We start from the raw sequence: 20,773 nt of genomic DNA, 5'->3' as shown, positions 1-20,773 counted from the left end.
CAGGCGCGCCAGCTCGTTACCCTCCTAGGTCGTGTTTTGTGGAGGGTCTGCGGGGTGGGTGGGTGGTCTGGAAGTGTTGGGTGGCATGGTTCGACGCCATGAACTCACCGACGAGGAATGGGCTTTGCTCGCCCCGCTCATGCCCGCCCACCCCCACAAAGGAAAGCGGTGGGCCGACCACCGCAAGGTCATCAACGCGATCCTGTTCAGAACCCGCACCGGGATCCCCTGGCGGGATCTGCCCGAGCGGTACGGGCCCTGGGAGACCGCTGCCGGGCGGCACCGCCGCTGGTCACTGGACGGGACCTGGGACAGGATCGCCGAACGGCTGCGTATCGACGCCGCCACCGGCGAGGCCCTCGAGGTCGGCATCGACTCCACCACCGTGCGCGCCCACCACCACGCCGCCGGCGCCACAAAAAAGGGGGAGCGGCCCGGAACGAACCGGACGGGTCCGAAGCACTGGGACGCTCCCGGGGAGGACTGACCACCAAGATTCACCTGATCGCCGACAACCGTCGCCGCCCCTTGGCCATCGCCACCAGCCCCGGCCAGCGCGGTGACACCCGCATGTTCGAGCCGCTGATGGCCGCGCTACGGCTGCCGCGCGGCGCCGGCCGCTCACGGACTCGCCCGGACCGTCTGCTGGCAGACAAGGCCTACTCCTCATCAGCGATCCGGGCCCACCTGCGCAGACGAGGCATCCGGGCGACCATCGCCCAGCCCGCCGACCAAAGCGCCAACCGCAAACGCAAAGGAGCCAAAGGCGGCAGACCCCCGACCTTCGACCGGGACACCTACCGAAACCGCAACACCGTCGAACGGTCCATCAACCTGCTCAAGCAAAACCGAGCGGTCGCGACCAGATACGACAAACGAGCCGTGATCTACGACGGAACCACGCAAATCGCCTCCATCCGGATCTGGCTCCGCGACCTCACCCGTTCAAAAAACACGACCTAGAGGCGGAACTGGTTAGTCGCTCAGGCGAGGCGAGCCGACTTAACGACTACTACGGGGGAGTTCACCCGCTCAGGTTCGCGAGTCCTGAGTTCCGTGAGTACTTCGGACAGCGATACCGAGGCTTCTCGGACAACTGGACACAGGTGGTCGCCGACTCCCCGGTGGAGCGGCTGACCGTCACCGGCGTGCAGGCCGACCGGGCCGAGCGCGCCGACCGGGACCTGTGGCGCGTGTGGCAGGCCAATGGCTTGGATGCCGATTCTCAGCTCGGCTTCCTCGGCGCGGGCATCGCGGCCCGCTCGTTCGTGCTCGTGTGGGGCCACCCGGACGATCCGGATACGCCGGAGGTGACGTTCGAGGACGCGCGCGAGTGCGTCGTGGCCTACGAGCCGGGGTCCCGCCGCAAGCGTCGCGCGGCGCTCAAGCGCTGGCAGGACGGCAGCGCCGAGTTCGCCACCCTGTACCTGCCCACCGAGGTGTGGAAGTTCAAGAGGCCGCTGCTGCGCCAGGCCAAGAGCATGAACATGGCCGGGGTTGATGAGGTGTTGGAGTGGCAGCCCCGCGAGGTGGGCGAGGACGAGCCGAACCCGCAGCCCAACCCTATGGGCGTCGTGCCGGTCGTGGAGCTGCCGAACCGGCCTCTGCTCGCCGATGAACCGCTCTCGGACGTGTCGGGTGCGGCCGCCATGCAGGACGCCATCAATCTCCTGTGGTCGCATCTGTTCACCGCCAGCGACTACGCCAGTTTGTCCCAGCGAGTCATCCTTGGCGCCGACGTACCTAAGACGCCAATCCTCGACGAGCGCGGTCAGGTCATCGGCGAACGCCCGGTGGATCTGAAACAGTTCGCCAAGGACCGCGTGTTCTGGGTTGAGGGCGAGAACGCGCGGATAGCCGAGTGGTCCGCGGCGGACCTGTCCGCGTTCACCACCGTGATTGAGGTCGGCGTTGGGCACATAGCGGCTCAGACGAGAACGCCTCAGCATTATTTGGTTGGCAAGATGGCAAACCTCAGTGGGGACGCCCTGATCGCGGCCGAGACGGGCCTGGTCAAGCGCACCGAGGAGAAGCAGCTCTGGTTCGGCCAGGGGTTGCGCGAAGCCTTCCGGCTGATCGCTCTCGCCCAGAATGACGAGGCCAAGGCCCGCGCCCTGACGTCGGGTCGGGTGCTGTGGGCTGATGCTGAGTCGCGGTCGCACGCGCAGCTCGCTGACGCGCTGTTGAAGTTGCGGCAGATCGGGTTCCCGTTCGAGTTCATCGCGTCTCGCTACGGGCTGACTCCCACGGAGATCGCCGACGTGCTTGCGATGCGCGACCGTGAAAGGTCGCTGGACCCGATCGGTGCGATCACTGACGCCATGGGGCAGCAGCCGCCGGCGGGTGACGTGTGACCACGCCAGCCGTGGCGCACGAGCATCGCCGCGATCGCGAACGAATAGCCGCCGTGGCGTCCCGGGATGTTCAGCGGGCATGGCAGCGAGTCGACCCGGACGCGATATCGGAGTCGTGGGCGCGCCAGGTGCCGGGCGTGACCGCTCGGGTCGCTCAGGCCCAGGAGCAAGCCGCGCGCCAGGCAGAGCCCTACCTCGGACGAGTCCTCGGTACGGGGTCGGCGGTCGCGCCTGTGGCGCGGGTCGTTCCGGGGTCGCTGGCTGGAGTGGCGTCGGATGGACGCAGCCTCGTAAGCCTGATGGCCTACCCGGCGATCGTCGCATTGGGCGCCATCCGCCGCGGCGAGTCGATCGCCCGCGCCTTGGCCTCTGGACTGGCATCGCTGCTTATGTTCGCTGGGACGCAGATCTTCGACGCCGGCCGCGTCGCCGACGAGCTGGGCATCGCTGCCCGTCCCCGCGTGGGGATCTACACGCGGGTGGTCGAGCCAGGCGCGTGCCCCCGGTGTCTCGTCCTCGCCGGAAGGCAGTACCGCTGGAGCACTGGTTTCCTGCGGCATCCACAGTGCAAATGCCAAACGGTGCCGATGCGGCCGGACGAGTACTACGAGATTGCGCAGAGCCCGCAGAGCATCTTCGACGCTATGACGACTGCGGAGCAGGACGCCCGGTTCGGCGCTGGAGCCGCCGAGGCGATCCGCCAGGGCGCCGACATGAACCAGATAGTGAACGCTCAGCGCGGCATGACCTCGGCCGGCTACACGACCGAGGGCACCACGCGCCGAGGGTGGGCCTACCGGCGCCTCCAAGGCCAACCACGACTCATGCCCGAAGCCATCATGCAGAACGCGAACAGCCGCGACGAAGCGATCGACCTCTTGCGCCAGCACGGATACCTGGACTGACCGCCCTCGCAACGGGGGCATTGACCCGCAACGGGAGACGACACGTGAACACCGAAGAGACCGAGCCCGCCGTCGAGGAGCCCCAGGACGAGGCCGTCGATGGCCAGGACGTCGATGTCGACGTCGACCCGGAGGGCGCCGAGGCGCTCGGCGATCCGGGGAAGAAGGCGCTGGACGCCACCAAGGCGAAGTGGCGGGCCGAGAGGGACCGACGCCGGGCACTGGAGCGGGAGCTGGAGGAAGCCCGACGGCCCCAGTCTGCGGATGGGGACGCTCCGGACGCCGACGCGATCCGACAGCAGGCCACACAGGAGGCTGTCGCCGGCGCGAACGCGCGGATCGTGCGCGCAGAGGTGCGCGCCGCCGCGGCCGGGAAGCTCTCCGACCCGAAGGACGCACTCAAGTTCCTCGATCTCGACGGGTTCGAGGTCGACGGGGACGGCGGAGTCGATGCCGATGAGATCGCCGACGCGATTGACGACCTGATCACCAACAAGCCCTACCTGGCTGCCGCAACGGCGCGGAGGTTCCAGGGCACCGGCGACGGCGGATCCCGCAACGGGGGACGACCGAAGCAGATCACCAGCCGTGAGGACCTGGCGAAGATGACGCCTGACCAGCGGCTCAAGGCGCACCAGGAAGGGCGTCTGAAGAACCTCTTGCAGAACTAAGGAGCAGCCAGTCATGGCCATCACCAACTTCATCCCCGAGCTCTGGAGCGCGGCCGTCCAGGTGCCGTTCGAGCGGGCCTTGGTCTACGCCCAGGGCACAGTGTCCAACCGCCGCTACGAGGGCGAGATCAGCCAGATGGGCGACACGGTACACGTGACGTCGATCGCTGACCCCACGATCCGGACCTACGACAAGAGCACTGATCTGACGACCGAGGATCTCGACGACTCCAGCACATCCCTGGTCATCGACCAGGGGCAGTACTTCAGCTTCCGGGTCAACGACGTCGACCGGGTCCAAGCCGCTGGCGACTTCCAGGGGCCGGCCACCGCACGGGCCGGGTACCGGCTCAAGGACGGTCTGGACTCCTATGTCGCGGGCCTCTACACCAGCGCCCTGACTGCGAACCAGCTTGGATCCATCGAGGTCGCGAAGAGCGCACCCGGTGGCGCCTACGACATCCTCGTGGAGCTGGCGGTCGCGCTGACCAAGGCAGACTGCCCGACCGACGGTAGGTACGTCGTGGTGCCTCCCGAGTTCCACGGCGTGTTGCAGCGTGATGACCGGTTCGTCCGCGTCGACGCCTCAGGTACCGACCAGACCCTCAGGAACGGTCTCGTCGGGCGCGCCGCTGGATTCGACATCCTGCTGTCCAACAACGCGCCGACCACCGACGACGGCGAGCGCGTGGTCATGGCTGGGATCCCGGACGCGATCAGCGTTGCCGAGCAGATCACTCAGACCGAGGCGCTCCGCGCGCAGGCGCGGTTCGCTGACATCGTGCGAGGTCTGCATGTGTTCGGTGCCCAGACGTTCCAACCCGCCGGGTTGGCGACCGCGCTCGTGGAGGTCGTGGACGGAGGCAACGGTGGCGGTGGCACCCAGCAGGTGTTCATCACCGGTACCGACTCCAGTCTGCCTGTGACGGTGGAGGGCACCGCGGACGTCGCCGTGACCGGTCAGCCGATCCAGGTGGACACCGGCGACGCCGGTGGCGCGGGTGTTCAGGCGGAGAGCGCCGACCTCGGTGCCGAGCCGCCGAAGCCCAAGAAGAAGTAGTCGCCGTGGGCTCGCTGGCCACTGTCGAGGACCTGGAGGCGCTCGGCGTCACTGTCGAGGGCGACGAGCGGCCGATCGTGGAGCGGTACCTCGCCGTGGCGTCCGCCAGCGTGCGGGAAGCGGCTGGGTGCCCCATCAGTCAGGGCACGTCCACGGTGGTGCTGGCCGGGCAGCGCGAGGAGCGCCTTCCTCTGCCAGGCCCGCCGATCACCTCGGTGGACACCGTACTCCTGGACGACGCCGAGGCCAGCGGGTGGCGGCTGTCCCGACCGCGCGCGTCGCTGTACCGGGCCGCCGGGTGGGGGTCGGACGCCTCGGAGGTCGAGGTGACCTACATCCACGGCCTGCCCGAGGTGCCCGCGGACATCATCGCTCTCGTCTGCCGGATCGCGGCCACGACCCTGATGGCCTGGCGGTCGGATGAGACCGGTGGAGGCCTGGCGACGAAGCGCGTGACCCAGCTCAGGATCGGCGACTACTCGGCATCGTTCGCCGACGATGGCACCCTGACCGAGATCGAGCTGCCCGAGACCACCCGGTCTCGGCTGCGGGCGCGTTTCGGTGGTGGGGCTGCGGTGATGAGGACCGGATGATGCCGCCGATCGGCATGCACCTGAACAGACTCTTGGAGCACTACCGCCGCCAGGAGGAGCCCGATGGGGCCGGCGGGGGCATCACCGACTGGGTCCACCTCGGATCGATCCGAGCCCGCGTGTCCCAGGCGACGACTGCCGAGCGGGTCGCCGCACAGCAGGCCGGCTCTGAGCACACCCAGCCGGTCTACGTTCGCCCGCGCGCGGACGTGAGACGTGGCGATGAGCTACGCGGACCGGAAGGTAGTTGGCGGGTCACCGCGGTTTACCGGCCGTCCGAGCCCGTCTACCGGCGCTGCGATTGCGAACTTGTGCAGGGGGAAGAGAACCATGGCTAGGAGCACGACGATCGTCGGCTTGCCCGAGCTGAAGCGGAAGCTTCGCCAGATCGGGCCGACCGTGGTCGCCGAGGCCGGGCGCGTGGTCGCCGCTGAGGCGGGTCGCGTCGAGGAGGAGATGTCGGCGTCCGCGCCGCGTGCGTCTGGCACGCTCCAGGGCGCGATCGACAGCCGACAGCGGGACCGCCTCACGCACGAAGTCGGAGTGCTCGGTGCGCGTAGGGCGTGGTACGCGGCGATGGTCGAGTTCGGCACGAGCGCGCGGCCTGCGTCTCCGTTCGCCGAGCCGGCGGCCCGCGTCGCCGAGGCGCGTTTCCCGCAGGAGATGGCGTCGGCGCTGAACCGGGCGCTCCCGCCGTCATGACCGCGTCCACGCCGGCCCGCCGGCCGATGGCCGATATCCAGGCGGCCCTGTATCAGCGCCTCACCGCCGAGGACGCGGCCCTGGGCGCGGCCGTGTACGACTACGTACCCGAGAAGGACGCGGCGTCCTGGCCGTACGTCACGCTCGGTGAGGCGATCGAAACCCCGGCCAACAGCCACAGTTTCATCGGCCGGGACACCACCATCACGGTGCACGTGTGGTCCCGCTACCGGGGCTTCGCTGAGGCCAACGCCGTCGCCAACCGGGTGACCGCGTTGCTCGACCACCGGCCCGCCGAGCTCGACGTCGGCGACGGCCAGTACGTCACGAGCCTGCGGTTCGAGTTCGGCCAGACCCTGCGGGATGAGGACCCCGAGGTACGCCACGTCGTGGCCCGCTTCCGGATCCGCACAGCACAGACCTGACACAGATAGACCACGAGCCCCACGCCACGGCGGGGGCTCATTCGCTTGCAAGGAGGGCCGCTATGGCGGGCAAGGACGCTCACGGCGTGAAGCTGGAACGCAGCGAGAACGGGCCGGGCAGCTGGGAGGAAGTCGCCAACATCCACAGCATTTCCGGCCCGGGGCTGGAGCGTGAGGAATACGACGTCACCACCCACCAGTCACCTGACCAGTGGGAGGAGATCATTTTCGGCATCAAGCGCTCCGGTGAGGTGAGCGCTGACGTGTACTTCGACGCCGAGAAGCACATCACCCTCCTGGACGACTTCAATACCTCCGAGCCGGTCGACTACCGGATGACCTTCCCCGACGGCAGCAGGTGGGCTTTTAAGGCGGGCCTGACCGGTTTCGAGCCGGACTTCCCGCACGACGGACCGGCCGAAGCGTCCATGACGTGGAAGGTTTCCGGCAGGCCGAACTTCGACGACGCCGAGAACGACAACGGCGGCGGTGAGGACTGATGTTGGCCGACCGCATAGCAGTCGTGCGGAACGCCCGCGGATTCTCAATCACGGTTGATGGAATTGAGATCCCTGGAAATGCGATCCTCGGGGACTCAGTGACGATCCCCGTCGACCCAGATGGTGTTCCGGAGGTCCATCTGACGCTGATCGCACGGCAGGTCGAATTCAGAAACGCACTCCAGGAGGGAACCTGATGGCACTTCTTTCTGCTGAAGAAATCGAGGCGGCCGACGACCGGCAGCACCGCGACGAGGAAGTGCCGGAATGGGGCGGAACCGTCCGAGTCGTCGGGCTTAGCGGTACCGACCGCGACGCATACGAAGCGGCCATGGTCGACAACAAGGGAAAAGCGGCCAGCATCCGGCTGGCCAATTTCCGCGCCAAGCTGGTCGTTAAGTGTTTGGTCGACGAAGAAGGCCGGCGCCTCTTCGGCGACGACAAGGCCAAGGTCCTCGGCCAGAAGAATGGGGCGGTCGTCGATCGCCTGTTTGATATCGCGCGCGAGCTGTCCGGCATGGGCAAGGATGCGGTGGCGGAGGGAAAAGAGAACTCCGGGTCAGACCCGAGCGACGCTTCTACTTCCGACTAGCGGGCCACTTAGGCCTACCGGTCGGTGAACTCCTTCGCCGCACGTCCTCGGCTGAGCTCACCGAGTGGATGGCCTATGAGCAGATCACGGGGCCACTCGGCCCGGAACGCCAAGACATTCTTTTTGCTCAGCTATGCGCGGTCGTAGCGAATGCACAGCGGGACAAGAAGTCACGGGCCGCGAAGCCCAAGGATTTCTTGCCGCAGTGGGATAAGCGCCGTGGTGAACAACAGTCCTGGCGGCAGCAGAAGAGTGTCGCGCAGATGCTGAATGCGGCGTTCGGCGGGACCGTGAACGGCCGCGAGACCACAACGAAATAGACGCCCCGGGGGGTGAAATGGCCACCCTCCAAGAACTCTTGATCCGCATTGGTGCGGACGTCGAGGGCCTAGAGAAAATTGACCGCGCGGCCGAAGGAATCGAGGGAAAGCTCGGGTCCGTCCGTTCCGCAGGGGAACGCGTTTCGAGTGTCGGTCAGACCCTGACGGCCCGTGTGACCACGCCGATCGTCGGGCTCGGCGCCGCGGTGCTGAAGACTGCGGGTGATTTCGAGTCCAGCATGAACGGCGTTCGCGCGGTGACCGGCGCCACGGGCAGCGACTTCGACCAGTTGACGGAGCAGGCGCGCGACCTCGGTGCGACCACCCAGTTCTCCGCGACCGAGGCCGCGAACGGTATGGAGTTCCTCGGCATGGCCGGGTGGGACACCACCGAGATCATGTCCGGGCTACCCGACGTGCTCAACCTCGCTGCGGCCGGCGGGCTGGAACTCGCGTCCGCCGCGGACATCGCATCGAACATCATGTCCGGCTTCGGCATCGAGGCGTCCGAAGCGGCACGGGTCGCGGACGTGCTGGCGGAAGCGTCCGCGTCGTCGAACACTTCGGTGGAGCAGCTCGGCGACGGGTTGAGCTACGCGGCACCAATCGCGTCGGGCCTGGGCATCAGCCTGGAAGAAACCGCCGCTGCGATGGGCATCCTCGGCGACGCCGGCATTCAAGGCAGCCGTGGTGGTACCGCGATGCGTAGTGCCTTGACAAGCCTAACGTCCCCCACGGGCGACGCGCAGTCCACCTTGGACGCCCTTGGTGTCACGGTCAATGACACCGACGGCAACATGCGGAGCCTCACGGACATATTCCGGGACTTCGAGGACGCGGGCGCCGACGTTAACGACATGACCGCGATCTTCGGCCAGGAGGCCGGGCCCGCCATGCTGGCCATCCTGGAGCGCGGCGCAGACGACCTCGAAGCTTTCACGGAGCAGTTGGAGGGATCCGGGGGAGCGGCCGAAGAGATGGCCGATATCCGGATGGAGGGCTTGCAGGGCTCACTCAAGGAGCTTGGCAGCGCCGCTGAGGCGCTGATGCTTTCGATCGCCGACAGCGGACTCCTAGAGTTCGCGACAGGGCTCGTGGAGAAACTGACGGGAATTGTCCAGGGGCTGAGCGACACCAATCCCCACCTACTTAAGTGGGGCAGCATAATTGCGGGTGTTCTCGCTGCGGTCGGCCCCCTGTTGGTCGTGCTCGGCTTCATCATGCAGGCAATCGGGCATTTGGCCCCATTGCTGAAGATCATCGTGCCGCTCTTCAAGCTCGCTGCTGCGGCGAAAATGCTCTTCAATGTTGCACTCTGGGCGTCCCCGGTCACGTGGATCGTCATCGCGATCATCGCCCTGATCGCGATCATCATTCTCTGTATCGTCTACTGGGACGACATCAAGGACGCCGCGTCTAGGGCCTGGGAGTGGATCAAAAGCGCGACGATGACCGCTGTCGACGCGGTCGTGGGTTTCCTCGCCGCCGCGTGGGAATGGATCAAATCGTCTGCTCAGGCGGCGTGGGACTGGGTCGTCGGGATTATCCAAGGCGCCTGGGACTGGGCTGTGTCGATCGTGCAGGGTGCGGTCGACTGGATAGTCGGGCTTGTGCAGGGTTGGATCGACACGATCAAGCTACGTGTCGAAATGCTTAAGTTGATTCCAAAGATTGTCAGGCTGCACTTCCTCACAATGTACGTCCGCGCCCGCGAGCAAGGACAAAGACTCCTTGACTTCGTCCGATCCATTCCCGACCGGATCAAGAAATTCTTCGGTAGCGCCGGATCTTGGTTGAGGGATGCGGGTAAGAAGGTGATCTCCGGGCTGGTGTCCGGCATTCAGTCGATGGTCGGCCGGGTGACCGGAGCGATGTCGTCCATTGCCGGAACGATCCGGAGTTACCTGCCGTTCTCGCCCGCCGAGATCGGCCCGCTCAGCGGGTCCGGCGCCCCCGAGGTCAGCGGCGCGCGGATCGCCGAGACCCTCGGCGAGGGCGTCATGTCGGAGCTTCGCCGGATCGACGCCGCGGCCGACGCGCTGATGTCTCCGCTGGATTCTCGTGTCGCCGGGATGAGGGATGTTGCGCGGTCGATCCCCGCGAACGTCAACGCGTCCGTGTCCCGTGGGGGGTCGGGGTCCACGGTGACGATCGACGTCACCGGCGCCGACGGCGAATTCAAAAGACTGATCCGCCGCATGGTCCGCACCGACGGCCGCGGCGACGTCCAGAGAGCCTTCGGGCAGTAGAAGAGAGGACGCACGTATGGCGTTCACCAACAATCTGTTTCACCCCATGCTGTCGGCTGCCGCTTCGACTGCGGTAGAAGCCTCCCTGCACACGGCCGCACCGGACGGCGACGGGTCCGACGAGGTCAGCGGCGGCGAGTACGAAAGGCTGCCGGTGTCATGGGAGTCGCCAGCCGGCGGATCTATCGCGGCGACCGGAGAACTGGCGTTCTCGACACCGGCCATGACGGGCGACACGGAGGTGACGCACGTCGGACTGCGGGACGCTGAGGGCAACTGGCTTGGGCCGGTTCCGCTCGCCCAGGCACAGCCGTCGCCCACGCCGTCGGTGGTGACGGTCGAGCCCTTGGTACTGGATATGGCGGCCGGTGTGGCGACGGCGCGCGCCCGCGTGAAGAAGAAGTAGATGGCCGTCGTCTGGTCGAACTCGTTCGACGGCGTCGACGGGACCGTCGTCACGGCCGAGAACTCCGGAGGCCATGGCGACCCGGTCGCTGCTGTCGCTGGCGTGGTGCGCTACTCGGCCGCCTGGACTGCCGCCGGCGCCGCTTCGGCGCGCATAGAAGACGTCGCCGATGCTTCGGGTTTGGCGGTTGAGGTGGGGGCTGCTCTGGGTCGCGCGACGTGGGCGGCCCGACTGTACTTCTATGTCCCGGCGGGCGGGTCGCTGGTGTGCGCCACGAACTCTGGCGGGACGGGCGGCTCTCAGCTCGCCACGATCGAGATCCGCGATGCCGAGGGCATGCACCGACTTCTCGGCCAGGAGGTCGGGACCGACCTCGTCGGGCGGACGGTACGGGTGGAGTGGATCCGTCCCGGCCGTACCGCGACGACCTCTCTTCGTGCGTGGTGGACCGATCCTCACGCGGTCGATGATCCTGACGTCGACATCACGGGACCCACGCACACGATCTCGGCGACACTTCTTCAGCTACTCCGTCCTGGGGGGTGGTCGGGGCCTGCCTATGTCGACGAGGTCGCTATCAGCGATGCCGCCGAGTGGATCGGCCCGGTCGTCGTCCAGCGGCACAGCTCGGCTCGGGCGACTCTCACCCTGTCCGGTCATGCCGATGCCACCCGGATCGCTGATGGGCGGTCGCCTGCTCAGGCGACGCTGGCGCTGACTCCTCGCCCGGTGGGGAGCACCAGGGCGACGCGCGTCGGTGCGGGCGCGCACCTGGGTCTGGTCGGGTCGGCGTCGTCGCGGCGCGCCACGACGGTGGCGGCCGGCGCCAGCCTGGGCTTGGTGGCCCGGCCGGTGGGGTCCCGTCGCATCGGCGACACTCCTGCGGTCGGGATGCTGTCGCTGACGGCACGGCCCGCGGAAGCGACGACGAGGACCAGGCCGAGCTTCCCGCCGCGCGTCACGACTGAGCTGTTCCTCGGCGATCGGTGGGTGGATGTCAGCGGGGACGTACGCGTGTCCGAGGACATCCACATCACGCGCGGCCGAGCCGACGAAGCTGCGAGCGCCGACCCGTCGTCGTGCGCGCTCACCCTCGACAACCGTGACGGCAAGTACTCCCCGCGCAATCCGCTGTCGCCGTACTACGGGCTGATCGGCAAGAACACCCCGCTACGTGTGAGGGTCGCCGATCCTGCGCCCGCCCCCGAACCGCTACTCGTCGACACCTTCTCTCGCACCATCACCAGCGGGTGGGGCACCGCCGACACAGGGCAGTCGTGGGAGACCGACCCGGCCGGTATCCCCGTGCGGGTCGTGGACGGCACCGGCCGAATCCGCCTCGACTCCGCGGGCGCCGACCAATGGCGACTCGTCCATACCGCCGATGACGTCGCCGGTGACGTCGACGTGACGGTGTCGATGATGGTCCCGGTCGCTCCCCGAGGCGTGGCCGGCGGCGCGATCTATGGATCCATCGTGATGCGTCGACGCCGGCGCGGCGCGGACTGGGTGGAGTATCGGGGCAACGTCGGCACGCGCGTCGCCTCGGCCGGCCGGGTACGGATCTCGGCGCATATCTCACATGGCGGGGGCGATGGCGCGATCACCGGCGGCCTCGACGCGCCCGTGGCCGACCTGCCCTACACCCCCGGCGACTGGCTGCGGGTGCGCGCCCAGGCGATCGGCCCCGAGATCCGGATGCGGGTCTGGCCCGACGGTGCTCCCGAGCCCGAGGTGTGGCATGCCCAGGCGTGGCATGCGGATCTCGTGGGCGGCGGCCTGCTCGGCATCCGAGCGATCGCTACCGACAACGTCGATCCCACCACGCTCCCGGTGGAGGTGCACTTCCGCGACTTGGAGGTGCGGCCAGCGCCGGCACCGGATCCGGGCTACGTTCGGTTCACGGGCGAGGTGAGCTCGTGGCCCTCACGGTGGGACCTGTCGGACTCCGACGTCCAGGCGCCGGTCACTGCGTCCGGCATCCTCCGTCGCCTCGGCCAGGGGCAAAAGCCGATCACGTCGCCGCTGAGACGGACAGTGCCGCGGTTCTTCCCAATCGCCTACTGGCCGATGGAAGAAGGCAGCGACGCACAGCAGGCACGATCACTCGTGCCAGGCGTACCGCCCGTGAGGGCCAGGAGCCTCGACTTCGCCGCGGACTCCTCCCTCGCCGGCTCCGGGCCGCTGCCCCAGGTTCGCGAAGGCGGCCGGATCATCGGCCCGAGCCTCGCGATGGAGAGCACCACCTGGGAGGTCTCGGCTGCCATCCATCTCGACGAATGGCCAGAACTGGAGACCGAGCAGACACTGATCAGCATCGTCACCGCCGACTGGCGGATCCGCGTCACACTCCGAGACGTCAGCGGACCGACCCTGTGGATCTACCAGCTCAGCCTCGACGGCGATGTGATCGACTTCGAGGGGACCAGGGTCGTGGACTCGCCGCCCCGGCTGGTCGGCGGGTGGCGCCGGATCGGGGTGCGGTCGACCGATGGCCAGATCCATTTCGTCTACTGGACCGCAGAGGGGGAATGGGGAAGCGGCCTGGTCTACAACCTGGTCGGCCCGCCCCTTCCATTGCGACGGCTGGAGTGGACGTTCGGCCCCGAGCTGTCCGGCATGGGAGTCGGGCATCTCAGCGTGTGGGACAACACCGGCCACTCCGCGATGCTGAGTTCCCTTCCGGGCTTCGCGGGCGAGTCAGCCCGCGCACGGCTCGACCGCATCGCCGCCGACCGTGGCGTCCCGCTGGAGATCACCGGCCGGGCCGACGAGGCGATGGGACCCGAGCCCGAGGCGTCGACCCTGGCGATCATCGAGGAGGCACAGGAAGCCGACCTCGGAGTGCCCGGCGAAGCCAGGCACCATCTCGGGCTGACGTACCGCGGGCGAGACACGCTGTACAGCGCCGAGCCCGTGCTCGTCCTCGACTACGAGGCCGGCGTCATCTCAGAGCCGTTCGAGCCAGAGGACGACGACCAATCACTTAGGAACGAGATCGAGGTCCAGCGCTCGTCGGGGTCGAGCGCGGAAGCCGCCGACCACGACGGGCCACTCGGCATCGCCGCGGTCGGCCGGTACGACGAATCCGTGAGCTTGAACCTGCACGGTGACGCCCAGGCGCAAGCCCAAGCCGAGTGGCGCCTCCACCTGGGAACCGTGGACGCTCTGCGCTGGCCGTCGATCCGGCTCAACCTGGCCAACCCGAGGGTGCGCAATCACATTGAAGACATCTTGCGCCTCGACGCTGGCGACCGGATCCGCATCCTGCATCCACCGAGCTGGACCCAGGCTGACGCGCTCGACCTCATCGTGCAGGGCTACGAAGAGCTGCTGAACCTGCACACCTGGGAGATCACGCTGACGTGCACCCCGGCGTCGCCGTGGCTGATCGGCCAATGGCACCACCCCGACCAGCCGCCAGACGACCAGCGCGACCGATACGACACGCCAGGCTCGACCCTCGTCGGTGACCTCGACGAGACCGCCATCGAGCTGCCCGTGACCGCGGCCGTGCCTGGGCACGGCTGGACCACCGACCCCGCGGACATGCCGTTCGACATCGCCGTGGGCGGCGAGGTCATGCGCGTCACGGCTGCGAGCACGGGGTGGCCTCAGGTCCTCACCGTCGAGCGCGCCGTGAACGGCGTCAGCAAGTCGCACAGGGGCGGCACCGACGTCCGCCTTCACCGCCCGGCGATCGTCGGCCTATAGAGAGGACCGCCATGCCCAGAGCAGGACAGAGGCTGCTCAGTACTGACTTCCCCGCTGCCGCGCACGACGTTCACCAGGGCACGTTCGAGGTGAGCGCGACAGGCGAGTGGGGCGCGGAAGACAGCGTCAGTAGCGGCGACTACATCGACTGCGGGACCTCGTTCATCGCGCCGACCAGCGGGGCCGTGGTGATCCACTTCCACGCCGAACTCAACAAGGCCGGCGACGGCGGGTCGACGATCCGCATGTGCCCAGAGGTCCGCGAGGGTGGGTCCGTCGGCCAGGGGCCCGTCGTGGCCAGCGCGAACATCAACGATGGCCTCTCCTGCATGGCCGGCGACTCCTCCTCGGATTCCCCGAACAGCGGCCGGTCGGGCTTCATGGTCGTCACCGGACTCACGCCCGGACGCGTGTACAACACCCGGATGATGCACCGCGTATCCAGTGGCACCAACGGAATCGTGCGGGTGCGCTCCATCCTCGTCCAGGGGCTCACGTGAGCACCGACGAGACCAGGCCCTACGCGGTGGTCACCGTGGCCGATGTCTACGGGCAACAGCGCGAACTCTCCGGGAAGGTCGAGGCCGCGCTGGCGCGGCAAGAGGCGCACGCCGACCGGCTCGACGACCACGAGAACAGGTTGAGGTCGCTGGAGGCGTGGCGCTACGCGCTCCCCATCAGCAGCATCAGCGCGGTCGCCGCGGCGGTGGCGGCGATCATCGCCGCACTCGTCGGCTGACCAGAGGGACCATCCCCGCCCCGACCAGATGGGTCGGGGCTTCGCCATGTCAGGAGGACACACATGAAGACAGTGGAGAAGAAGGTTACCGCCGCGACGGCAGCAGCCGCGGCTGCGACGGTCCTGGTGTTCGTCGCCGGCCTGGTGGGCCTCGACGTCCCCGCGGACGTGGCCGGCGCTGCGGTCACGGTGGCCGTGTTCATCGCCGGTTACCTCGCCCCGCACACCCCGCGGCCGGACGTCGTCACCGCTGGGGACGCTTGATGTCGGCGATCATCTCGCGCGCCGCGTGGGGCGCCCGCGCTCCCCGTGGCCGTACCACGGTGGGGATGTCGGAGCGGGTGGAGGTGACGCTGCACTACTCCACGGGTTCCACGTCGCAGACGCCGAGGTCGATTCAGAACTACCACATGGATTCTCGTGGCTGGGTGGATATCGGTTACAACTTCCTGGTCGACAATGACGGCAACGCCTATGAGGGGCGTGGGTGGAACGTGCAGGGGGCGCACGCGGCGCCGCGTAACCGGCAGGGGATCGGAGTTTGTTTCATCGGCTCCGATGGGATGTCGGACGCGGCGAAGCGCGCCGTTATCGCGATCTACGACGAAGCATGCCGGCGGGCGGGCCGCACGTTGGCGCGCAAGGGCCACCGGGACATCAACTCCACGTCGTGTCCGGGCAGCGGCAACTACTCGTGGTGGCGCTCCTCGAACTACCGCGACGTCGCCAGCGGAGGCGGTGGCGGCGGTTCCCTGCTTCGCCGTGGCGACCGCGGACCTGACGTCCGCCAGCTCCAGGAGCAGCTCATCAGCCTCGGCTACGGCCTGCCTGAGTACGGCGCTGATGGTGACTTCGGTGCGGAGACCGAGGCCGCGGTGAAGAAGTTCCAGCGGAGCGCGGGCCTGGAGGCCGACGGGATCGTCGGCCCGGACACACGCGCCGCACTCGACGACGCATTGGAGGACGACATGCCCAAGCACCGCCGCTACGAAGGACGCACGGAGGTTGAGCTGCCACCGGGGAGCTGGCGAAGCGTGCTCATGGACTCCGTCGCCGACTCGGTCCACGGTGACAAGAACGACGAGGAGCTCTACTCACTCGTCGGCGTCTACGAGAAGGACGGGGCGTTCTACGACTTCTCCGTCGGCCTCACCATTCAGGACCTCCAACCCGGCTGCGAGGTCCAGGTGCGCGCCACCGAGTATGAGCACGACGGCGACTCTTGGACCATCGTCCGCAACCGGCCCATCCACTCGCCCGCCCACGTCGGCGGCGGCGGGCACTTCACCTACGCGTGGAAGGGCAACCTCGCCGCGGGCAGGCGCGTACGCGTCCGTGTGGCCCAGTTCGGCGACACCACCGCCCGACTGACCAGCGCGACGTCGGACGTCTTCTACTGGCCCCGATGATCATGAGCTGGTAGCATCGCACACGCGTTCGACCGGTTGGGGAAGGCCGGCCGAACCAAGAGCGCCCCACCTTCGGGTGGGGCGCCCTCTTCGTGTTTCGGGCGCCGTTGAGGTTAAGCTCCCTCTCCTACGGTCCTATAGCCCATGTTGGTCAGCATGTCACCGATGCCATCGAGGCCGGCAGGCGTGACCTTCAATACCTCGACCCACTTCGAGTGTCGCCCCATCTGGATCTCTTCGTGTACCACTGCGAACCAGTGCTCGAATCCTTTTCTGGCGAGCCGGCGGTCCTTGCACAGCACATTATTATCGCGAAGGATGCGGTCGAAGGTGTGTTGGGTCATGCCGAACTTCTTCGCCATGGATTCGCGCGTGATCAGGTTGCTTGAGTTGAGGTACCGGTCGTACTTCTCGGCCTTCGACTGGTAGTCGGTAAGCTGGGCCTTCGCGTTTCGTGCTTGTCGCACTGCGATTCTGGTGCTGGTCGCGACATGGTCGATGAGGTCAAGCACGTCTACATCAACATCCTTGATCACTTCGAAGAGCGACCCCTCGCCAGCGGACTTTAGGGGCATGTTAGTGTCGTGAGCTGTCACTTCTGAACCTCCGGGTTCATCGCCCCGGCTGGCGGGCCGGGGCTTTTTCGTGGCCAAACTTACCCAAAGGCGACTGGTTTCGTTGACACCACAGCAGGACCTGTGGATAACCCAGGGACGAGAAGCGCACACCGAATCCAATCCCAATGGATGCGGGATGTGCATGTGAAACTAGAGGTCAAAGGGCAACTGCTGAGACGTCTGGTCAGGGCTGACGGCCCGACTTCTTATCCGATGGCTATTCACGACTTACTCGTGAGCAACTCGAGTGTCATCCCGAAGGAAGGGTGCGGAGTCCTTTGGGGGGCTGGAGTCGGTGCGCTATTCCGATGAGACCTTCGCGGAAGCATCGAGGTAGACGGCGCCCGACCCTTACGGGCGGGGCGCCATGGATGAACCCCCGGTGGGGCGTGACCGCTACGCGGCCCTGTGACTCCACGGTGCCCGGTGTGGGCGGCGTCCGCCAGCGGGGGTGCGCGGGTTGTGGATAACTCGCCCCGGCCTAGGAGGCATCCTCTGAAGTCCCCTCCGTCGACGAATCGCTCTTGCTCGCGTTCTCCTGCCACGCGGCGGGCAGAGTCACGACGCCTGGCGTTCCGGCGCGCATGCCGTCCAGCAGGCCATCCGGGCATGCGCCATGCGCACAAGAGAATGGATCTTCAGGGTCGATAAAGTTCACGGCTCCACCAGAGAACACCGCACCGCCGAAGGTCACGGCTCCGCCAGAGAACATCGCATCGTGGAAGTTCACGGCTCCGCCGGTGAACACCGCACTGTCGAAGGACACCCGTCCGCCGGAGAACAGCGCCTGGTTGAAGTTCGCGTCTGCCCCGGAGAACACCGCATGGTTGAAGGACAAGAATTCGCTGGAGAACACCACATCGTGGAAGTACACGCCCCCGCCCGAGAACATTGCACCGCCGAAGGACACGACTGCGCTCGAGAATGCCGCATCGCCGAAGTACACGGCTCCGCTGGAAAACTCCGCATCGTTGAAGTACACGCCCCTGCCGGAGAACACTGCATTGGAGAAGTACACGCCCTCACCCAGGAACACCGTGCTGTCGAAGGACACGCTCTCCGTGGAGAACTTTGCATCCTCGAAGGACACTTCCTGGCCGGAGAACTTCGCGTTGGCGAAGGTCACCCATCCGCCGGAGAACACCGTGCCGTCGAAGGACACGACTCCGCCCGAGAACGTCACACCAGAGAAGTCCACGCTCCCAGCGAACACGGCATCGCGGAAGCTGACGGTGCCGCCGGTGAAGTGTGCTCCGTGAACGTCGCATCGGTCGAAGGTGGCGCCGGTGAAGTCGTAGTCCTTGGCTCGCCATCGGGTTTCCTTCCGGAGCCGGTCGCCGATGATGCGGATGATGGTGTGGCGGACTTCGCGGAAGGAGGCGAAGTCCAGTTCTTGCCTGCGGTGGTCTTCCCGTTGAGCCTTGCTTGCGTTCTTTGGCAGTGGATCCGGTGCTGGCGTGTAGGGCATGCGGATGTAGGCGCATAGTACGTCGATGACGGTTTGGGTGAGGTCGTCGGTGGGTGCGTCGTCGGCGAGGTGAGCAAGGGAGTAGACGGCACCCAACCGCACGGCAGCGTGTTCGCTGCCCAGGTCGCTGTAGGCGGCGGTGAATCGTTCGTTGAAGAGCTTGGTGACCTCTCGGTCCGCCGCTTCCTCTGCGCGTTTCTCAGCTGCTTCGGTGGTGAGCTGGCGCCGGTAGGAGATCACGAGCAGTGCCACACCGCCGAGGCCGGCGACGATCGCGAATGCCCGGGTGGCGATCGCGTCCAGCGCGCGGGGGGAGAGCTCATCGGGGACTTGTTGGATCCCGGGAGTGCCGAGAATCAGCCAGACGAGACCCGCCATGGCTAGGACCGCGGTCGCGGCTACGACCCACGCGGCAGCGATGAGCCACCCCAGCCAGACCGCGGGCCGCTCGTCATCGGATGATTCCTGGGGCCCTCTTCCAACGGCCTTCTTCAAACGGCCTTCTTCAAACGGCCCCGAAGGGACAAGCGTTCGCGACGGACAGCCATGGCCAACAAGCTAGCCTGCGCGGCCCACTCACGGAACGCCCGCATGCGGCCACCTAGGCGAGGCAAGAGGCCGTGTAGAACATCCCCGCGCGCGGGGAAATGGCACTCGGGACGGTTCATCGGGCCATCCCCGCGTGCGGGGATTCGGCCTGCCCGTGCGGTAGTGGTCGGCGGCCTCCCCGCGACGCGGGGAGCGCTCGTCAGCAGCGCCAGGCTCGGGATGATCTCAACGTACATCCCCGCGAGCGGGGACCGACGATCCGTCGACTCCGTGCCGCCAGCAGACCGGCGGGTCATCCCCGCTCGCGGGGACCGGGGGGCAGTTCAGTCCGCCTGCCGCCGACAAGGAAACCGGCAGGCCGTCCCCGCGGGCGGGGAACTTCCTTCGTATCACTCCCCGTCCGGCTGTGTCGCCGGATCCGGCGAAGTGGTGGCCGCCCCGCTGAGCCCCCCAGGCGTGCGGGACGGCCGGTCTAGTGGCCGCCCCCGCAGGTGCAGTACCTCATTCGGTTCCGGCAGTTGGGGCATATCCACCGCCCGGGGTCGGGCGGTGGGGTCGGCGGGGGGTCGCTCATGTAGCCTCTTCCTCTTCAGTGATCGGTGCGGCATGGGTCGAGTGGTCTCCGTGCCAGCGACGGGCGGGACCGCCGCGAAGAAGGTAGGTGGGGACCCTGCGCCCGGTCGGGCCGTCGGTCCAGCCGACCAGGACGTCGCCCGGCGCGACGTCGTCGTCGGGGTCGGTCACGCGAACTCCTCCTCATCGGTCGCGCAGAGCGGGCGAAGGATGAGTTCCGCCCCGCCCCCGGGCCTCACGGTGATCGCGCCGTCCTTCTCCTGAGCGCCGCCGCCGCGCATCAGCCGGATCAGCCCGACGGGGGAGACGACGACCACGTCCCCGAGTTCCCGGATCCAGCTCACGCCCCGCCGACGCGCCAGCTCGGCGGCGCGCTCCGGCGATCCGGCGCTCCCGAAGAGAAGGTAGGTGGGCATCACACGACCACCGCCCGCATCGGGGCCGTGGTCACGGCCGCCGCCCGCTGGTGCAGCATCCACACCACGTAGGGACGCACACGTGCGTGCCGGCGTCGCCTTCGTCGGCCGGGGTCCCGCGCCGGCCCGTGTGGCTGTATCGTCGTCCGCGTCATCAGCCCTCCTACGGCTGGTGGCCACCCCCGGGACAGTGCGAGCTGTCGCCGGGACCTTTCGTGTGCGGGGATCCGCGCTCATCCGAGTGAACCCCGCGACGACGCACCGGGCCAGAGCATCGCCTGGGCGTTTACTAGGCATGAGCTGGGCGCGGCCCGGTAGCATCGCGCACACAAGCCCCTCACCCCCGGGAGGGCCACATGGCGAACCGCCGCCGCCGACTCGCTGCTGCGCGCGATCGGCACGGCCACACCCAGGAGTCCCTCGCGCGCGCTCTCGGCGTCGAGCCGAGCACCGTCGCGCGCTGGGAGCGCGGGGCGGGAACGCCACGGCCGGGGGTGCGGACGCGGCTCGC

Annotated in this window: 23 protein-coding genes and 3 pseudogenes; 21 read left to right on the top strand and 5 right to left on the bottom strand. The window is 67.6% G+C overall.

The features are described 5' to 3' along the window. The first annotated feature begins 85 nt into the window (after positions 1–85). The 20 genes and pseudogenes from J4H86_RS21285 (at position 86) to J4H86_RS21190 (ending at position 16,639) form a co-directional block, all read left to right on the top strand. Positions 86–963, top strand: a pseudogene (locus J4H86_RS21285) (IS5 family transposase). Further along, a complete protein-coding gene (locus J4H86_RS21280) occupies positions 924–2,354 on the top strand; it encodes a phage portal protein (protein ID WP_269134596.1) in 1,431 nt (476 codons plus the stop codon). Before J4H86_RS21285 ends, J4H86_RS21280 begins: the two are co-directional and overlap by 40 nt. A 137-nt stretch (positions 2,355–2,491) precedes the next feature. Continuing rightward, positions 2,492–3,259: a hypothetical protein gene (locus tag J4H86_RS21275; RefSeq protein WP_236539724.1), complete on the top strand. Its 768-nt coding sequence runs from the start codon at positions 2,492–2,494 to the stop codon at positions 3,257–3,259. A 44-nt stretch (positions 3,260–3,303) separates the two neighbouring features. Next, positions 3,304–3,930 (top strand): hypothetical protein, encoded by a 627-nt coding sequence (locus J4H86_RS21270; protein WP_236539722.1) that lies wholly within the window; start codon positions 3,304–3,306, stop codon positions 3,928–3,930. A gap of 13 nt (positions 3,931–3,943) precedes the next feature. Then, positions 3,944–4,990, top strand: coding sequence for a coat protein (locus J4H86_RS21265; RefSeq protein ID WP_236539721.1), 1,047 nt, complete (start codon positions 3,944–3,946; stop codon positions 4,988–4,990). A gap of 5 nt (positions 4,991–4,995) precedes the next feature. Continuing rightward, positions 4,996–5,583 (top strand): hypothetical protein, encoded by a 588-nt coding sequence (locus J4H86_RS21260; protein WP_236539719.1) that lies wholly within the window; start codon positions 4,996–4,998, stop codon positions 5,581–5,583. Then, positions 5,580–5,921 (top strand): phage head closure protein, encoded by a 342-nt coding sequence (locus J4H86_RS21255; RefSeq protein ID WP_330932441.1) that lies wholly within the window; start codon positions 5,580–5,582, stop codon positions 5,919–5,921. Before J4H86_RS21260 ends, J4H86_RS21255 begins: the two co-directional genes overlap by 4 nt. Further along, on the top strand, positions 5,914–6,285 hold the full coding sequence (locus J4H86_RS21250; protein ID WP_236539718.1) for an HK97-gp10 family putative phage morphogenesis protein: 372 nt from the start codon (positions 5,914–5,916) through the stop codon (positions 6,283–6,285). The genes J4H86_RS21255 and J4H86_RS21250 overlap by 8 nt, the downstream gene beginning before the upstream one ends. Beyond that, complete coding sequence (locus J4H86_RS21245; RefSeq protein ID WP_236539717.1) at positions 6,282–6,710, top strand: DUF3168 domain-containing protein; 429 nt, start codon at positions 6,282–6,284, stop codon at positions 6,708–6,710. Before J4H86_RS21250 ends, J4H86_RS21245 begins: the two co-directional genes overlap by 4 nt. A 62-nt stretch (positions 6,711–6,772) precedes the next feature. Further along, complete coding sequence (locus tag J4H86_RS21240; RefSeq protein ID WP_236539714.1) at positions 6,773–7,210, top strand: phage tail tube protein; 438 nt, start codon at positions 6,773–6,775, stop codon at positions 7,208–7,210. Continuing rightward, positions 7,210–7,407, top strand: coding sequence for a hypothetical protein (locus J4H86_RS21235; RefSeq protein ID WP_236539713.1), 198 nt, complete (start codon positions 7,210–7,212; stop codon positions 7,405–7,407). Before J4H86_RS21240 ends, J4H86_RS21235 begins: the two co-directional genes overlap by 1 nt. Beyond that, entirely contained in the window at positions 7,407–7,802 is a 396-nt protein-coding gene (locus tag J4H86_RS21230) for a hypothetical protein (protein ID WP_236539711.1), read from the top strand. The genes J4H86_RS21235 and J4H86_RS21230 overlap by 1 nt, the downstream gene beginning before the upstream one ends. Before the next feature lie 56 nt (positions 7,803–7,858). Next, positions 7,859–8,122 (top strand): annotated as a pseudogene (locus J4H86_RS21225) (phage tail assembly protein T); the annotation flags it as partial. A gap of 17 nt (positions 8,123–8,139) precedes the next feature. Next, a complete protein-coding gene (locus J4H86_RS21220) occupies positions 8,140–10,371 on the top strand; it encodes a phage tail tape measure protein (RefSeq protein ID WP_236539707.1) in 2,232 nt (743 codons plus the stop codon). A 16-nt stretch (positions 10,372–10,387) separates the two neighbouring features. After that, on the top strand, positions 10,388–10,777 hold the full coding sequence (locus tag J4H86_RS21215; RefSeq protein WP_236539705.1) for a phage tail fiber protein: 390 nt from the start codon (positions 10,388–10,390) through the stop codon (positions 10,775–10,777). After that, positions 10,778–14,491: a hypothetical protein gene (locus J4H86_RS21210; RefSeq protein ID WP_236539704.1), complete on the top strand. Its 3,714-nt coding sequence runs from the start codon at positions 10,778–10,780 to the stop codon at positions 14,489–14,491. A gap of 11 nt (positions 14,492–14,502) precedes the next feature. After that, positions 14,503–14,991 carry a hypothetical protein gene (locus J4H86_RS21205; RefSeq protein WP_236539702.1) on the top strand — a complete coding sequence of 163 codons (489 nt, stop codon included), beginning with the start codon at positions 14,503–14,505 and terminating at the stop codon, positions 14,989–14,991. Then, complete coding sequence (locus J4H86_RS21200) at positions 14,988–15,230, top strand: hypothetical protein (RefSeq protein WP_236539701.1); 243 nt, start codon at positions 14,988–14,990, stop codon at positions 15,228–15,230. Before J4H86_RS21205 ends, J4H86_RS21200 begins: the two co-directional genes overlap by 4 nt. Before the next feature lie 63 nt (positions 15,231–15,293). Further along, entirely contained in the window at positions 15,294–15,494 is a 201-nt protein-coding gene (locus tag J4H86_RS21195) for a hypothetical protein (RefSeq protein ID WP_236539699.1), read from the top strand. After that, positions 15,494–16,639, top strand: a complete 1,146-nt coding sequence (locus J4H86_RS21190) for a peptidoglycan recognition protein family protein (protein ID WP_236539698.1) — start codon at positions 15,494–15,496, stop codon at positions 16,637–16,639. Before J4H86_RS21195 ends, J4H86_RS21190 begins: the two co-directional genes overlap by 1 nt. A gap of 113 nt (positions 16,640–16,752) precedes the next feature. On the opposite strand, the gene J4H86_RS21185 is transcribed toward J4H86_RS21190, so the two are convergent. From J4H86_RS21185 to J4H86_RS21165, 5 genes are all read right to left on the bottom strand, one after another. After that, positions 16,753–17,235 (bottom strand): phage antirepressor KilAC domain-containing protein, encoded by a 483-nt coding sequence (locus tag J4H86_RS21185; protein ID WP_236539696.1) that lies wholly within the window; start codon positions 17,233–17,235, stop codon positions 16,753–16,755. Between the two features lie 502 nt (positions 17,236–17,737). Further along, on the bottom strand, positions 17,738–19,102 hold the full coding sequence (locus J4H86_RS21180) for a pentapeptide repeat-containing protein (protein ID WP_236539694.1): 1,365 nt from the start codon (positions 19,100–19,102) through the stop codon (positions 17,738–17,740). Positions 19,103–19,843: 741 nt separating this feature from the next. Beyond that, positions 19,844–20,017, bottom strand: coding sequence for a hypothetical protein (locus J4H86_RS21175; protein ID WP_236539692.1), 174 nt, complete (start codon positions 20,015–20,017; stop codon positions 19,844–19,846). Further along, complete coding sequence (locus J4H86_RS21170; protein WP_236539691.1) at positions 20,014–20,262, bottom strand: hypothetical protein; 249 nt, start codon at positions 20,260–20,262, stop codon at positions 20,014–20,016. The genes J4H86_RS21175 and J4H86_RS21170 overlap by 4 nt, the downstream gene beginning before the upstream one ends. Beyond that, the gene (locus J4H86_RS21165) at positions 20,262–20,417 is read right to left on the bottom strand and encodes a hypothetical protein (protein ID WP_236539690.1); all 156 of its coding nucleotides are present in this window, start codon (positions 20,415–20,417) and stop codon (positions 20,262–20,264) included. The genes J4H86_RS21170 and J4H86_RS21165 overlap by 1 nt, the downstream gene beginning before the upstream one ends. A 201-nt stretch (positions 20,418–20,618) precedes the next feature. On the opposite strand from J4H86_RS21165, the pseudogene J4H86_RS27685 reads away from it, so the two are divergent. Next, positions 20,619–20,744, top strand: a pseudogene (locus tag J4H86_RS27685) (helix-turn-helix domain-containing protein); the annotation flags it as partial. Between the last annotated feature and the right edge of the window lie 29 nt (positions 20,745–20,773).

Source organism: Spiractinospora alimapuensis (assembly GCF_018437505.1).
Lineage (GTDB): Bacteria > Actinomycetota > Actinomycetes > Streptosporangiales > Streptosporangiaceae > Spiractinospora > Spiractinospora alimapuensis.
Note: the sequence above shows the minus strand (reverse complement) of the source record. Positions and strands in the feature narration are given on the sequence as shown.

Coding starts and splice junctions, on each gene's coding strand:
- J4H86_RS21230 (WP_236539711.1), top strand. CDS start 7,407: ATGGCACTTCTTTCTGCTGAAGAAATCGAGGCGGCCGACGACCGGCAG.
- J4H86_RS21255 (WP_330932441.1), top strand. CDS start 5,580: ATGATGCCGCCGATCGGCATGCACCTGAACAGACTCTTGGAGCACTAC.
- J4H86_RS21190 (WP_236539698.1), top strand. CDS start 15,494: ATGTCGGCGATCATCTCGCGCGCCGCGTGGGGCGCCCGCGCTCCCCGT.
- J4H86_RS21210 (WP_236539704.1), top strand. CDS start 10,778: ATGGCCGTCGTCTGGTCGAACTCGTTCGACGGCGTCGACGGGACCGTC.
- J4H86_RS21215 (WP_236539705.1), top strand. CDS start 10,388: ATGGCGTTCACCAACAATCTGTTTCACCCCATGCTGTCGGCTGCCGCT.
- J4H86_RS21180 (WP_236539694.1), bottom strand. CDS start 19,102: ATGGCGGGTCTCGTCTGGCTGATTCTCGGCACTCCCGGGATCCAACAA.
- J4H86_RS21250 (WP_236539718.1), top strand. CDS start 5,914: ATGGCTAGGAGCACGACGATCGTCGGCTTGCCCGAGCTGAAGCGGAAG.
- J4H86_RS21165 (WP_236539690.1), bottom strand. CDS start 20,417: ATGACGCGGACGACGATACAGCCACACGGGCCGGCGCGGGACCCCGGC.
- J4H86_RS21195 (WP_236539699.1), top strand. CDS start 15,294: ATGAAGACAGTGGAGAAGAAGGTTACCGCCGCGACGGCAGCAGCCGCG.
- J4H86_RS21245 (WP_236539717.1), top strand. CDS start 6,282: ATGACCGCGTCCACGCCGGCCCGCCGGCCGATGGCCGATATCCAGGCG.
- J4H86_RS21220 (WP_236539707.1), top strand. CDS start 8,140: ATGGCCACCCTCCAAGAACTCTTGATCCGCATTGGTGCGGACGTCGAG.
- J4H86_RS21240 (WP_236539714.1), top strand. CDS start 6,773: ATGGCGGGCAAGGACGCTCACGGCGTGAAGCTGGAACGCAGCGAGAAC.
- J4H86_RS21235 (WP_236539713.1), top strand. CDS start 7,210: ATGTTGGCCGACCGCATAGCAGTCGTGCGGAACGCCCGCGGATTCTCA.
- J4H86_RS21265 (WP_236539721.1), top strand. CDS start 3,944: ATGGCCATCACCAACTTCATCCCCGAGCTCTGGAGCGCGGCCGTCCAG.
- J4H86_RS21170 (WP_236539691.1), bottom strand. CDS start 20,262: ATGCCCACCTACCTTCTCTTCGGGAGCGCCGGATCGCCGGAGCGCGCC.
- J4H86_RS21205 (WP_236539702.1), top strand. CDS start 14,503: ATGCCCAGAGCAGGACAGAGGCTGCTCAGTACTGACTTCCCCGCTGCC.